At 40.1% G+C, this 15,013-nt stretch carries 11 protein-coding genes; 1 reads left to right on the forward strand and 10 read right to left on the reverse strand.

From position 1 onward, the window contains the following. Positions 1-289: 289 nt before the first annotated feature. The 4 genes from FPQ13_RS12195 to FPQ13_RS12210 all read right to left on the reverse strand — a co-directional run bounded on the left by FPQ13_RS12195 (position 290) and on the right by FPQ13_RS12210 (position 9,158). A complete protein-coding gene (locus FPQ13_RS12195; RefSeq protein ID WP_144089601.1) occupies positions 290-853 on the reverse strand; it encodes a GNAT family N-acetyltransferase in 564 nt (187 codons plus the stop codon). 397 nt (positions 854-1,250) lie between these two features. Continuing rightward, on the reverse strand, positions 1,251-4,961 hold the full coding sequence (addA, locus tag FPQ13_RS12200; RefSeq protein ID WP_144089602.1) for a helicase-exonuclease AddAB subunit AddA: 3,711 nt from the start codon (positions 4,959-4,961) through the stop codon (positions 1,251-1,253). A gap of 2 nt (positions 4,962-4,963) precedes the next feature. Then, a complete protein-coding gene (gene addB / locus FPQ13_RS12205; RefSeq protein WP_144089603.1) occupies positions 4,964-8,437 on the reverse strand; it encodes a helicase-exonuclease AddAB subunit AddB in 3,474 nt (1,157 codons plus the stop codon). Positions 8,438-8,501: 64 nt separating this feature from the next. Beyond that, on the reverse strand, positions 8,502-9,158 hold the full coding sequence (locus tag FPQ13_RS12210; RefSeq protein WP_144089604.1) for a TVP38/TMEM64 family protein: 657 nt from the start codon (positions 9,156-9,158) through the stop codon (positions 8,502-8,504). Between the two features lie 158 nt (positions 9,159-9,316). On the opposite strand from FPQ13_RS12210, the gene FPQ13_RS12215 reads away from it, so the two are divergent. Then, positions 9,317-9,697: a YhjD family protein gene (locus FPQ13_RS12215; RefSeq protein ID WP_144089605.1), complete on the forward strand. Its 381-nt coding sequence runs from the start codon at positions 9,317-9,319 to the stop codon at positions 9,695-9,697. Here the strand turns inward: FPQ13_RS12215 and FPQ13_RS12220 are convergent. The 6 genes from FPQ13_RS12220 to FPQ13_RS12245 all read right to left on the reverse strand — a co-directional run. Beyond that, entirely contained in the window at positions 9,672-10,148 is a 477-nt protein-coding gene (locus FPQ13_RS12220) for a competence protein ComK (RefSeq protein ID WP_144089606.1), read from the reverse strand. The two genes, FPQ13_RS12215 and FPQ13_RS12220, sit on opposite strands and share 26 nt — an antisense overlap. 343 nt (positions 10,149-10,491) lie before the next feature. Continuing rightward, positions 10,492-11,289: an ABC transporter ATP-binding protein gene (locus tag FPQ13_RS12225; RefSeq protein ID WP_144089607.1), complete on the reverse strand. Its 798-nt coding sequence runs from the start codon at positions 11,287-11,289 to the stop codon at positions 10,492-10,494. Then, positions 11,264-12,286, reverse strand: coding sequence for an ABC transporter permease (locus FPQ13_RS12230; protein ID WP_144089608.1), 1,023 nt, complete (start codon positions 12,284-12,286; stop codon positions 11,264-11,266). Before FPQ13_RS12230 ends, FPQ13_RS12225 begins: the two co-directional genes overlap by 26 nt. A 38-nt stretch (positions 12,287-12,324) precedes the next feature. Continuing rightward, positions 12,325-13,320 carry an ABC transporter substrate-binding protein gene (locus tag FPQ13_RS12235; protein ID WP_144089609.1) on the reverse strand — a complete coding sequence of 332 codons (996 nt, stop codon included), beginning with the start codon at positions 13,318-13,320 and terminating at the stop codon, positions 12,325-12,327. A gap of 62 nt (positions 13,321-13,382) precedes the next feature. After that, positions 13,383-14,336 (reverse strand): ABC transporter substrate-binding protein, encoded by a 954-nt coding sequence (locus FPQ13_RS12240; protein WP_144089611.1) that lies wholly within the window; start codon positions 14,334-14,336, stop codon positions 13,383-13,385. Positions 14,337-14,732: 396 nt separating this feature from the next. Continuing rightward, on the reverse strand, positions 14,733-15,013 hold a 281-nt coding region (locus FPQ13_RS12245), incomplete at its 5' end, for an RNA-guided endonuclease TnpB family protein (RefSeq protein ID WP_144089610.1).

Consider the following 15,013-nt stretch of genomic DNA (forward strand, 5'->3'; position numbering starts at 1 on the left):
TTCACCCCTAACAAGGAACGTACGTTCTTATTATACACTACCAGATTGTGTTTGGGAAGTAATAACCTCATTTTCGGCAAAAGATGACTATTGTCATCTTTTGTCCGAAGGCGATTCATCTCCACCCTGGCTTCGCCTGAGGATGGAGTCTTCTCGCCTAAATCGATAAAAAGGAACTTGGATAATCAAGCTCCTTCAACATTGAATTGTATAATCTTTTCTTCCGCAATCACGTCCGTTAATAAACAGTGGGCGCAATTCATTTTTGTGAAATTACGCCCGACAAAATCTACTTGGAGTTCATATAGTACACAAGGTTGTCAGTCCATTCATTAAATTCAAATATAAATCCTTTCCTTGTGCATTCATATTCCATTCCTATACTCTCCGCTAGTTTAATGGAAGGTTCATTATCAACATTGATATGAGCTTCAATACGATGGAATTGAAGGTTTTTAAAAGCGATATTAAGCGTTCCTTTTACTGCTTCTTTTCCGTAACCATTACGCCAAAATTGGTTGTGAATGGTATAACCTAATAACCCCCACTGAAATTCGCCTCTCATTATTGTTTCAAGTTCAACCTTACCAATTTGTTTTTGATCTGACCTTCGAAAAACACCGAAGACATACGCTTCGTCTTGGTCAGCATATTTTTGGAGCTTTGAAACTACATCATCATTAAATTTTTGCTGTGTCCATCCACTCAAATCCATTTTATCGTCGTCGTACTTGTACTGTGAAGGAAATCTATTACGACAACCCTCCAACCACCGTTCATAATCCTGATTCTGTAACGGCCTTATTACCAATCTATCCGTCTTTAATTGGAGTCTGATCTCTTCTGTTTTCATTGTGATGTCTCCTTGGCATAGATTTTTTCCTAATGGCAAACGTCCCTGTGTCCACTTTAGAATAGTTTAGATTATATGTCATAAGCCATCACACCTTCCATTCAAATTATGTAAATACTATACCATTGTTCCACACAATTCGGCCCGTTTGCAGAGCTGTTAAGTGCTTTTTAAAATAATCTTTTGCACTTATTTGATAAGCTTTCAAGACCATGATTATGTAAATCACCTAAATGACGTTTTAATCCTAGTAACATAAATGCGCATACATTTTAAACTTAAAGAATTTATCAAAAATATTTGTTGGTTTACTCATCATATATTTTGAATTTCTTAAAATAAACATAAATAACGAGGCTTCTACATTTAGCTATAGAAGCCTCGCCTATTAACTTCATTATTCCTCGTTTGTATCAATGAGCAAGTTTCGATCGAAAAAATATAAATACACATGATTCAGTTCGATGTTCCAAATCATTTCAATCGCCTGCTTATAAAGCTCAACTTGTGTTTCGTAGCGTTGTTTCAAGTCATTGATTTTCTCATCTGTCAATTCCCCGGTAATCGTATCCGTTTTGTAATCAATTAATTCATATCCATTTTCTGTTTCAACCAAGCAATCTATAACCCCTTGAACGAGTACAGATTCATCAGTTGGGTCTTCCCAATCTGGGTAAATCTTACTTGCTGCAACTTCCATCGTGAATGGAATTTCCCGCTCAACCGAAACAGCATTCGTAAGCATTGCTCCAACATCGGAATTCATCAACGTCAAAATCGCTTCCCGGTTGATGACATCTCCCTCATCCGGTGTTAACGCTTCTTTGAATACGAGCTCTTGAATAAATTCTTCTAATTGCTCAGCGTTCCATTCCTTATTCACTGGGATATGCTGCATCATGGTGTGCATAGCACTACCCGCTTCAGCTTTCGTCAATGGCTTTTGATCAACTTGCATGAAACGCGGACGCTCCAATGAAATACGTGGTCGTTGACTAACGATGTCGGCGGCGCCATATTCATCCACCGGCTGCCTTAAACGCTTGATCTCCGTTACCGTTTGCTTCGCCCGTTTGTCCGCACTCGTTTGATATGGATAGCGGAAACGTAAGCGACGGTCAACTTCCTCATATTGTTCGGATCGCTCAGGCAAATAGTCTGCACGCCACTGCTGAATCGCTTTGTATAACTTTTCGTCTCGCTCTGCAGTAATCCATTCTGGATCCAGATATTCACTGGCATGATCTACATGAATCGTCCATTTTGATTCATCTTGGCGAATCTCATCTGGTATTCCACCGGCCAAGCCAGAAATTCGCAACTCATCGTTCCGCTGGTGTCGAATCAAGGCAGATCCAATCCAATTTAAATAAGTCGCTTGGTCCGTTCGTGTATGAGGCGGCAATACCCATTCCGAATGGTTGGCTACTTCATTCCATTTTTCCAATTGTTTTTGCCAATCTTTACTTTGACCAACGACGACGAGCTTTTCTTTTGCACGTGTCAGTGCGACATAAAGCACTCTCATTTCTTCAGCAAGTGACTCTCTTGCTGTTGCGACTTTCAATGCTTCAAACGGAAACGTATTATACAAAATTCGCTGGTCGACATCCATATATTTCGAAGCCAAACCATAATCTTTATGCAATATATAGCGTCCTTTTGTATCCTGTTGGTTAAATTCACGTCCGGCTGCACCTAAGATGACATAAGGAAACTCAAGACCTTTACTGCTATGAATCGTCATGATACGAACAACGTCTTCTTGCTCGCCGAGCGCTCTTGCCGAAGCGAGGTTTTTGTTACGTTCTTCCATCCGTTCGATAAAACGCAAAAATCGAAACAAGCCTTGATAAGACGAGCGTTCATAAGATCGTGCGCGATCATATAATGCTCGTAAGTTTGCTTGGCGTTGCTTACCGCCTGGCGTCCCACCGACATATTCAAAATAAGCAGTGTCCCGGTAAATTTTCCAAATTAATTTAGATAATGAACCATAGCGGGCTTCTTCTCGCCAGCTTTCAAGCAGTCCTTTTAGCTGTTTTAGTTGTTCAACTAAAGAGGAATCTTCGCCTGCTCGTATATAATTCAACATTGCTTGATAAAAAGATTCTCTTTTTCCTTTTAAACGAATTTTAGCCAGTCCATCCTCTGTAATTCCGACGATCGGAGATTTCAGTACACTCGCCAATGGGATATCTTGCATTGGATTATCGATAATTCGCAAGACGTTCATCATCACTTGGATTTCCATCGCTTCCAAATAGCCTGTCGATAGATCGGCATAAACAGGTATACCCATTTGTCTCAATTCATCTTCAATGACTGGCGCCCACGTCATCGAACGCATTAACACGACGATGTCTCGATATTGAATCGAGCGTGGCTGCTCAGTTCCCTTATCGATGATTTGACTGTTTTCAATCCAATCTTTGATTTTTTTGGCGTACGTACGCGCCTCAATTTGGGCATCTTTTAAATATTTCCATTCATCGTTTTCGACGGAATCCTCTTCATCTTTCCGGACGACATGTAATTCACATTCGACATTCGTCGTTGTCAGTTTTTCATAGACTTTGTTGCTATAGATCAACTCGGCTTCTTTTTCATACTCCATCTCCCCGACACGTTCATCCAATAGCTGACGAAAAATATAGTTCGCACCATCTAATACTTCTTTTCGGCTTCTGAAATTCCGTGCCAGATCAATCCGTGTAGCCGCTAATTCTTCTCGCTGAAAGTCTTTGTACTTTTTCATGAATAATGTCGGTTCCGCATGACGGAAGCGATAAATACTTTGCTTTACGTCGCCGACCATGAATAATTGACCAGCATCCTCTCCTGCAGTTAACAGCTGCAAGATCGCCTCTTGAACTAAGTTCGTATCTTGGTATTCATCAATGAGCACTTCTCGAAATTGTTTTCGATATTGATTGGCGATGTAAGAAGGCAAATATTGTCCCGCTTCATCTTTCCCATCGGATAAAATTTGGACACAATAATGCTCAAGATCAGAAAAATCAACAACCGCTTGTTCTTTCTTCTCTTGCTGAAATTTGTCATGAAATTCTTTCACAACGGTGACGAGCTGTTCAATTTGTGGTTTGATTTTTTGTAAATCATTCAATAGAGAATCTGGGTGTCTAGAAAACCATCGTTCCACCAGCTTCTCCATTCGTTTTTTAAATTTGTCACGCAAGTCTTTGACTGACTTTTTTAGATCTTCATCACATTCCGCTTTTTTCCCGGATAAACGTCCGAATGTTTTTTGCTCATGAAATACTTCGTAAAGCTGCTCCCATGGTTGCTGAAGTGAATTTTTCACGAGTTGAATTTGTTGAAGGTCCTTCTCCAACGTATCGACATAGTGGGCAGGGCCTTCTGGGAATTGAGCCATCTCCAATGCTTGAAGGGCTTCAAATTCCATCGCGGAAATCTTTTCTTCAATGTCTTTCCGAACAATCGGCATCCATTCTAACTTATCCATCGACATGTCATCGCGAACGTCATAGCTTTCTGAAAGTCGGTCAAGCCAATCATCTGGGTCAGGGTGCTGGCGTGAAAATTCATAGACCTTTAATACAAGATCCATGACAGCTTGGTCATTCCGGTCATTGGAAAAACTATCGACAAAACGAAAGAAAGCTTCTTGCTCTTCCCCTTCTTTTCCATACCATTTTTCAAACGTTTCTTGTAATAAATCATTTCTTAATAAATCAGACTCGACATCGTCCAATATACGAAAACCTGGATCGATTTCCAGCTCGAAACCATATTTACGAACGACTTCCATACAAAATGCGTGCAAGGTGGAGATATGAGCTTTTTGTAATAACGATAATTGTTTTCGTAAATGTTGAGAATCTGGATATTCAGCAAGTGCTTTTTCCAACGCTTGCCCGACACGCGTCCGCATCTCTTGGGCCGCTGCATTCGTAAATGTCGCAACGAGCATTTCATCGATTTCATATGGGTCATTTTCACGCGTGATTTTTTGGATGATTCGTTCGACCAATACAGCAGTTTTCCCTGAACCAGCTGCAGCGGCAACTAAAATGTCTTTTCCATCCTCATAGATGGCTTGTTCTTGTTCTTTTGTCCAGTTCATGCTCATTCTCCCCCTTTCGGCATCATTTTGGATAAGATGATTTCATCTTTTTCGGGTTTCAATCGACGGAAATCATTCTCTTCTAGCTTCGGGTCAAATTGACAGACGGAGTTGAACGGACAAAACGTACAAGCAATCTGGTTATTGCTTTCGTATGGGTTTAACTTAACTTCACCTTGGACGATTTCATCTCCTGCTTGTTTCATCAAAGAACGAGTGTATTGACTCATGCGACCGAATAATTCCCTATCCATGATGTTTGATGATTTCGTGAACGCTCCATCTTTTTTGAAACCAAACGGTGCAATTTGACTTGTCCCTGATTCCATCGAGGTATCCATTGCAGATGCGATTTGTCTGTCTTCAAGCAGCAATCCTTTCATTCGGTATTCCTTCAGTAGTTCTTTCTCCAGCTGTTCTTCCGATAGTGGATTATTAATAATCGGATTATGCACATGGAAGTACAAAACACCTGCTGGGTCCGCTTTTTTTCCAAGCCATTTTTCCGAATGAGTTAAGACGACATCCAAATAAGTTAGCATTTGCAAAGACAGCCCGTAATAGACGTCGACTAGGCTCAAATCTTTCTCGCTAGATTTATAGTCAATAATACGAAGATACAAGTCATTATCAATCTCTGTTTGATCCACCCGGTCCACACGGCCATTGAGCTCCAATTGGTAACCACCCGCCAAATCAAGGACAAGCGGAGGTAGCTCTTGATTACGACCAAAACCGATTTCAATGCCAACCGGTTTAAACTCGGACTGTTTCGATTGATAGACGAGCATATTTGTCGCTCGTAAAATAACATGTCGTAATTTATATAAAATGTATCGATAACGATTAGAGCTAAATAAAATTTGATTATTTAAAATCGGTGCCAAGTACGTGATCGCTTCATTTGCGTAATTCTCTACATCTTCATTGGTCAATTCGAATAACGCTTTTCCATCTCGCTGTACCCATTCCGTAATTAATCGTAACGACTCATGGAACAGCTGGCCGATATCTGGGGCTTCCAATTTAAATTGCTTTCTCTCTTTTAAACCAAGCGTGTATTGAGAGAAATAATGATAGGAACATTGGAAATAGGTTTCTAATCGGGAAACACTGGATTGAATCGTTTCGGAAAATAGCTCTTTTGTCGTATCTTCATTGATGGATACGGGTAAATTTGAATGAAATAGACTCGTTAAAATCATGCGTGTTTTTGAATCTTCCTGGTCCATATACCAATGAAGAGTATCCCAGTAACTATCCGCAATTAGATAGCCGCGTAAATACTTGGATAACTCTTTCGTCAACACGGCACGAGACTTCGTCGGATTTGCGATGAAGCGTAAAGGTTCTTCCTCATCTTCATCATCCAATACCCATTTACTTTCCGCTTCAGGGAACATGTTTTTGAGCCGTTTGATCAATTGGGCAGGTGTTTTCGTTTTTCCTTCTTCATCGCTTAATGGATAACTGATCCATAGCTGGTCAGATGGTAACGTTAATGCGAGATAAATATAAAAACGGTCGTCCAGTAGCACACGGTCCGCTCTGTCGGCTAAAGTCATACCGACTTCTTCTAACATTTCACGCTCTTCATCCGTTACTAAGCCATCCGAAGCTGGCTTTTGTGGATACTGTCCTTCAATGACACCGAGAATAAAACCGACACGGACATTACGGATTCTCGACCGTTCGACATCCCCTACAATGACGTGGTCAATCGATGGTGGGACTTGAGAAAACTCCAACGTCCCAATTCCAGCTTCAACAAGTTGTCTGAACAGCTGATCTGATAGCTCATCATCACCGAGCATCTCAACGAATTCATCCAATAAACCAATCAATGCGTTCCAGGCTTGTTCCTGTTCATGAGCCGTTTCAACTTTGCCTGCTTCTTCATATGAATCACGCAAGCGCTCTAATTGCTTACCAACTTGAATATCTTCTAGCCATTCATAAATGGCGACACATTTTTCTTTTACGGTATTAGCTTGTCGATAGGCATAATCAAACGATTCAAGAGCATCTAACACTTGTTTTCGATACTTATTAATCTGTATTTGAATTTGTTGTTCTTCTGATGTCTGTTTCCGGAAAGAGATGCCGCTTAAGCGTTCATACTTCCATGTATAATCGCTTGTCCATTGATCTTTTCTACGAATACCATATTCCAGCACATAATTTTCCAAGAAATCGATTGCTTTTTCATCGAGCGGATTCCCTTGATCTGATGCTGGGATAAATCCTGTTTTCAACAAACGAAACATTGCATCATAAGACCAGTTTCGTTCGATCAATTCAATGCCTGTTCGAACAAGCTCAATCAATGGATGATGAAGCATCGATTTCTTTTGATCGACGAAAAAAGGAATGCCGTAGTCTTCGAAAATCGTTTCAATCAAGTCATTATACGTATCTTGATCACGAATCAATAAGGCAAAATCACGATAACGATACTGCTCATCACGAACTAAACGAATAATTTCTTGTGCAATCCGTTCTACCTCTGCACGTGGATGAACAGCTTCCATAAAAGTAATTGGAGTCTCACCGTTGTAAGTAGGCATTGGATTTGCCTCAAGGTTTTTCTCCAAATGTTGCATCGCTTTATTATGGCGAAATCGCCGCGTTTCAGGGTCCAACTGAATCGAATGAAGAACGCGAACATTCGCGTGCTCAGCAATTTGGTTCAGTTGTTCGAAAGTCGTACGTGGTTGATGAAATAGATCCAACTCATCTACTGATCCTTCTATGTCATCGAGCGTCATCGCTACTTTTACTTCTTTTGCCTGCCGCATAATTGCCTCCATGACAAAAAGCTCCTGCGGTGTAAAGCGATGAAAGCCATCAATATAAAAACTAGCATTTTGAAAAAAGTTCGTTTCTCCCATTTTCGCAACGAACAATTCCATTTGATCTTCGGCATCGATATATAAGTCACTCATTCGCTCTTGCATTTGAGCATAAATTAGCTGTAAATCTTTTAATTTCGCATGAAGAGCTAACTCATTTGCCGACAGTCGGTCTTTATGTTCAAGCTCTAAAACGATATTTTGTAAGATTTCTGGGTTGATTCGATAACGCTTCATTTCGGTAATCATTTTTTCGAGACGGTCAATAAAGCCTTGTTTTTCCATTGCTTTTTGGAAGCTATCAAAGCTTTCTTTATACTCTTCGACGATTTTGCGAAGCATCATCTGTGTCCCTGTGCTCGTGATAAACGGCTTCGTTCCACCGCCTACTTGCTGAAATAAATACCAAGCCAACCTGGAGAAGCTCAACACTTGTGCACGGGTTGAACCTTTAATACGACGGTTCCGAATTAATTCATACTCCACTTGAAACGCCATTTGATCAGGAACGATATAGTAAATCGGATCCCCTGTAGGGTCCATTAATAATTTTTCTTCCAGTTCATCCAATATGTATTCGGTGACATTCGCACCCGATCTTCCAGTTATCCACTGAAGTGCCAATGATCTTCCCCCTTTTAGAAAAAAGACTGAAAACGGAAGGTAGTCCATTTACCAGTCTTTCATTTTATTCGTTATCCTTATTTTCAGAATCAAATTGGTTCGCCTTTGAGTTCATCCGAGCTTCGATGAATTTTCCAATTGCCCAAACAATGACAATACAAATACCAATAATAATGGCTTTTGTCGGATTTGTAGCGAAAGATGTTATACTGCTCCCTACATAGGATACAGAAAAAATCATTACAGCCTTCCCTAATATAAGCGCTAAAACAAACTGTTGAATGGATATTCTAGAGAATGCTGCCACAACATTAATTAGAGCAGATGGCGAGAATGGGAAGCATAGCAGTAGAAACAATGGTCCAAATCCACGCCGATCAAAAAACGCTGTGATTTTCCGAACCTGTTTTTGTGCTTTAATTTTTTGAATCCATTCAAATTGTTCCATCTTCCGTAGGACAATAAATAATAACGTCGCGCCAAGAACTGCACCAATCCACGAAAAGATGAATCCAAAAAACAACCCATATACAATGCTATTCGCTAAGATAAAGACGATAATTGGCAAAAATGGCAAAAAAGCTTCGATAAACGGAAGAAGGATTCCAGGAACTGGCCCGAAGCTTCCGTAAAGTTCAAGAATACGTATAATCATATGGCCAATGACTGTATCAGAAATTAAAGTTGATAATTCGTCTAACGTTGAATATTCAAGCGACATACGACTTTCTCCAATCTTTTCTATCTTCTTTCATTGTATAGAAAAAGCCGTCTTTTGCCTACTATTTTTAACAACCATTTCGTATTTGTCATTGAATTGTTCGATACCTCATAGTATAATGGAACAAATGTTCGATAGTCAAGGATGGAGGCATCATCATGAGATATTTAAGTAAAGAAGAACATCATACCGCATCCAGATACTTATTTTTATCTATGGCTATTATTGTCGTCGAGAAAGATATTCAATTCGTCGAGTCCGGTCCATTTAAGATCAAGGAGCCCTATTTAGAGCTCCTGCGGAAAATGGAATATCGCGCACGAATTGAACGCCGTCAATTACGAAAAAAAATGAGGGATATGAATGTTGAGGTCGTTTTTTTACAGAAGGATGATTCGTTTTCCACATACTTATTTATGGCAAGAGGGTATGAAGAGGAAAGGCGTTATTTCAATCCAGCGGTTCGGAAAAAGGTTGAGCAAATCTTGTATGAGCTGATGCGGCTAGCTTACCTTAATCGCTCTCCTGAGGTTTCGTAATACGTTCCATCAGCAAATGCCTATACTGAGCTGTACGCAATACTTGGTTGGTCAGCGAGCGATAAGAAACATTGACCGTCAATTGTTTACCTCCTTGAAAATGGATAATTGTTCGTTTGGAATCGACTTTTTCGAGGCGTTCAATATGTTGGTGGGAAATCCACGTACACTCGGAGGAATTTGGGGAAGTGGTTGGTAAAAAGAACATGCCTAACATCGGATCAATCACAATTGGGGCTTTGCGATTAACGCCAAAAATTGCTCGGGTGCCTTCCAGTCTTCCTTTTAGACTAGAACCGTAGAATAAGCATCCACGATCGACAAATTGTTTTGGCGAATCATCCGTAAAGTATTCTTGATTTTTTTCCAAGACGAACGACCCAAACTTTTTTCCATCTTTAGGTTGAGGAACAATCGCCAATGTCGTTAAATTAAGTAAGGGTTTTTCCATGCACAATCACTCCTTTACAAGATTAACTTTATGGTAAGGATTTCTTTCATTTTTGTAAAATTTAGGTTTGTCTATGATTGGCGATGAACGCAACAAAAAATGAGCAGTTTTTACACAAATTCCGATAAATTCATGTAAAAAACTACTCATTTTAATCATAATATAACTATTTCGCTAAACACTATTTTATTGATTTTATGATAAATTATGACACTTCAACGTTCAGAAGGTAATCTTCAACATTGATTCAGCGACCTTCAACGTTAATCTTTAAAGCTTCAACATTAATTTCTGTTTCTTCAACGTTAATCTTTAAAGCTTCAACATTAATTGTTGATCGATACTACTTCGCCAACAACGCCCGATCATTCGCCATTTTCGTTCCACGAATCTCTTGGAAGGCGGACAATAAATCCGGAACCGTTAACTTATCCTTTTCTTCATCTTCCGCTTCGAAAATAATCTTTCCTTCATCCATCATCCATAGCCGATTTCCGAAGTCGATTGCTTGTTCCATTTGATGCGTGACCATAATTGTCGTTAAGGAGTGCTTTTCAACAAGCTCCCGTGTCAATGATAAGATTAGCTCTTGTTTAGATGGATCGAGTGCTGCCGTATGTTCATCCAGCAACAAAATTTGTGGCTCAGTGAATGTAGCCATTAATAAAGACAAGGCTTGACGTTCCCCACCTGATAACAGCCCGACTTTTGTGTTCAGTCGGTTCTCTAGACCAATTTCAAGCGTAGACAGGTGCTCTTTGAATTGTTCACGCTTTTTCTTCGTCATTCCTCTAAACAAACTTCTTTTCTGTGTTCGCCCTAAAGAAATCATCATGTTTTCTTCAATGGTCATGTTCGGTGCAGTCCCTGCCATCGGGTTCTGGAATACGCGCCCAATCCATTTCGCTCGTTTTTCTTCCGGTAACGGGGTTAAATTTTGATTGTTTAAATGAATATCGCCAGCATCTGGCAATAATGTTCCGGCGAGCAGATTCAGTAAGGTTGACTTCCCCGCTCCGTTACTGCCGATAATCGTGACGAAATCGCCTTCGTTCAACGTTTGTGAAAGGTCAGAAATTGCACGCCTTTCGTCAGGTGTGTTCGCATAGAATGTTTTATGAATTTGATTTAGCGTTAACAATCTGCACCTCTCCCTTCTGCCGTTCCACTTTCGCAAGTGCTTTCTGGGATCTTTTGAATTGACGTTTTTCACTACTCTTTTGCAGCATATTTGGAATAACTAGGGCTGCGACAACGATTAGAGCGGTAATCAACTTCATATCACTTGCTTCGAGAAAATCAACCCGCAATGCCATCGCATAAATTGCTCGGTATACAATCGCTCCGCAAATGACAGCCAATGTCGTACGGACAATCGTTTTTTTACCGAATAACACTTCACCGATAATAACGGAAGCAAGCCCAACAACAATCATTCCGACACCGAGGTTCACATCCGCAAAACCGTTGTATTGTACGACCAGCGCCCCACTTAATGCTACGAGCGCATTGGCTAAACCAATTCCTAAAATGATATACACATTCGTGTTTGCCGAGAAACTTCTTACCATCGTTTGGTTATCACCCGTTGCTCTTAGCGCTAAGCCCGTTTCTGTTTGTAAAAAGATATCGAGAGACTTTTTCACAATGAGAACGACGAGGAGCATCATCACGATCGCATAAAATGATCTTGGAGCATAAGCGCTTAATCCGAGCCATTCATAAGGCGCAAAGAAAACAGCATCTAATGAAAGACTCTCGAAGATTCCTTTCAACTGTGAAAATAATGTTATTTCATTCAATAATGAAAGGTTTGCCTGCCCCATAATTCTTAGGTTAACGGAGTAAAGTCCAATCATCATGATGATCCCCGCTAGAAGTGGATTGATGTTTCCTTTTGTATGCAAAAGCCCTGTTATACAACCGACGAGGAATCCAGCAACAAATCCGAGTAATGTCGCAACAATCGGATCAACACCACCGATAATTGAAATTGCCGCGACACCTCCGCCGGTCACAAAGCTTCCATCTACCGTTAAATCCGGAAAGTCTAAAATCCGAAACGATATATAGACACCGAGTGCCATGATGGCATATATTAAACCTGTTTCTAATGCACCGTACAATGATGTAATCATGAGCGATTCTCCTTTTTAGCGTAGCTTTCACTTAGAACTTATTCGCCTGAAATGAGTTCCGCTTTCTCTTTTAATTCATCTGTCAATTCGACACCCATTTTTTCTGCTGCATCCTCGTTGACTAATAGCTTCAAGTTTTGAGGGTATGTTGCAGGGATATCTCCTGGGTTTTTATCGTCTTTCAAAATTTCAACGGCTTTCTCGCCCGCTTCATAGCCGATGTCATAGTAATCAAAACCAAATGCCGCAAGCCCACCGCCTTCAACAGAAGAGTGTTCGGATACGAAAACCGGAATGGATTCAGAATGGCCGACTTGTAATACAGATTCCAGTGCGCTAACGACTGTGTTATCGGTAATAATCAAGATCGAATCAACGTCGCCAACCAAAGCTTCTGTTGCTTGCTTTACTTCTGATGAAGATGAGATTGTTTTTTCAACTGTATTTACACCAGCTGCTTTCGCCTCTTCATTGACTAATTCAATCTGTGTTTTTGAGTTTTGCTCACTGGCATTGTATACCAATCCAAGTGATTCAAAGCCCATTTCTTTGACAAGTTCTAGAGTCTTCTTAACCGTATCCGGATGCATATCCGCTGTTCCCGTAACATTGCCTCCAGGATTTTCAAATGATTCAACCAAGTTTGCGCCAACAGGATCCGTTACAGAAGTAAATACAATCGGAATTTCTTCTGTTTCATTTAAAGCACCTTGTGCACTCGGTGTCGAGTTGGCGAATATTAAATCAACATCGTTACTGACAAATTTTTCAGCAATCAATTGGTTTGTATTTGCATCACCTTGTGCGGAAGAGAAATCGAAATGAACTTCTAATCCAGCATCCTTTAATGCCTGTTTAAACCCTTCTGTTGCACTGTCCAATGCAGGGTGCTCTTCAATTTGCGAGATCCCGACAACAAAATCAGCGTCGTCCTTGTTCACTTCCTCAGCACTTGATTCATCATCGGACGAACCGCATGCACTTAATACCAACAATCCAATTAATAAAACCAACCAACCTTGCAACTTTTTCATTTCGCTCTCTCCTTTTTTAGTCATAATCAATTTTTCTTTTGTAGCCTTTCTTTTGCTTGAAACTATTCCCCTGAAATAAGTGTCGCTTTCTCTTTCAATTCATCCGTCAATTCGACACCCATCTTTATCGCAGCATCCTCATTGATTTGTAGCTTCAAGTTTTGAGGGTACGTTGCTGGAATTTCCCCTGGTTTTTTACCGTCTTTCAAAATTTCAACGGCTTTCTCGCCTGCTTCATAGCCAATGTCAAAGTAATCAAAGCCAAATGCAGCAAAACCTCCTGATTCAACTGCATCATGTTCAGAGACAAACACTGGAATGGATTCAGCATGGCCAACTTGCAATACGGAATCCAATGCACTAATGACTGTGTTATCGGTAATAATCAAAATCGAATCCACATCACCGACCATGGCTTCTGTTGCTTGCTTCACTTCTGAAGATGATGAAATTGTTTTTTCCACTGTCTTCACATCGACCGCTTTTGCTTCTTCATTGACTAATTCGATCTGTGTTTTCGAATTCTGTTCACTGGCATTGTAGATGAGCCCAAGTGATTCAAGACCCATATTTTTAACAAGCTCCAATGTTTTTTTAATATTATCTGGATGCATATCTGCCGTACCTGTTACATTTCCACCAGGATTTTCGAAGGATTCTACTAAGTTTGCACCAACAGGATCTGTTACAGAAGTAAATACAATAGGAATTTCTTCTGTTTCATTTAAAGCACCTTGTGCACTTGGTGTTGAGTTGGCGAATATTAAATCAACATCATTACTGACGAACTTTTCAGCAATCAATTGATTGGTATTCGCATCACCTTGTGCCGAGGAAAAATCGAAATGAACTTCTAATCCAGCATCTTTTAATGCTTGTTTAAACCCTTCTGTCGCACTGTCTAATGCAGGGTGCTCTTCAATTTGCGAGATTCCGACAACAAAATCAGCGTCGTCTTTGCTCACTTCCTGAGCACTTGATCCACCTTCAGATGAGCTACAGCCACTCAATACCATCAGTCCGATGAATAAAATCAATAATGCTTTTGAATTTTTCAATTTTTGTCTCACCTCTTTTTTACTTTTATGCACACATGCTTTTATGTATTAAAGTAAAAAATATTTATTGCTAACAAGTATATGCTTCATGAAATCAAAAAGCAACCACTTTTTTTGAACTTTATAAATGAATGCGTTTTCATTCGAGAAAAGTTTTACCAATTAAAAATGCTCATTATCACATTCAGTGTAATGAGCATTTTTTAGTCAGAGATAATCGATTCACTTTATCAGATGAAAACTAAATAGTAATATTTCTGACTAAATAATATTGAACTACCCGCCACTTAACAACCTTATGGTTGTTTGAAGTGGGGGATTCCTAAGAACACCAGCGTAACCGCCAGTTATTGATTAGGCTAGCCCCGTAGTACCTACGGTTAGAAGTCTTATGGCTTCTTTTTTGATATTTATACTTGCGTTAAGGTCTCGATCGTGATGTTTCCCACAATCATTACAGGTCCATTCACGTAAGGCGAGATTTTTAACGTTTTGATTGCGGTAGCCACAGCTTGAACATAGCTGACTAGACGGGAAGTTTCTTGCAACGGTTACAATCTTCTTTCCATACCACTTGGCTTTATATTCAAGCATCGTGCGAAACTGTGACCAACTGACCTCACTGATTGCTTTAG

This window comes from Allobacillus salarius, assembly GCF_007559425.1.
Classification (GTDB): Bacteria; Bacillota; Bacilli; order Bacillales; family Alkalibacillaceae; genus Allobacillus; species Allobacillus salarius.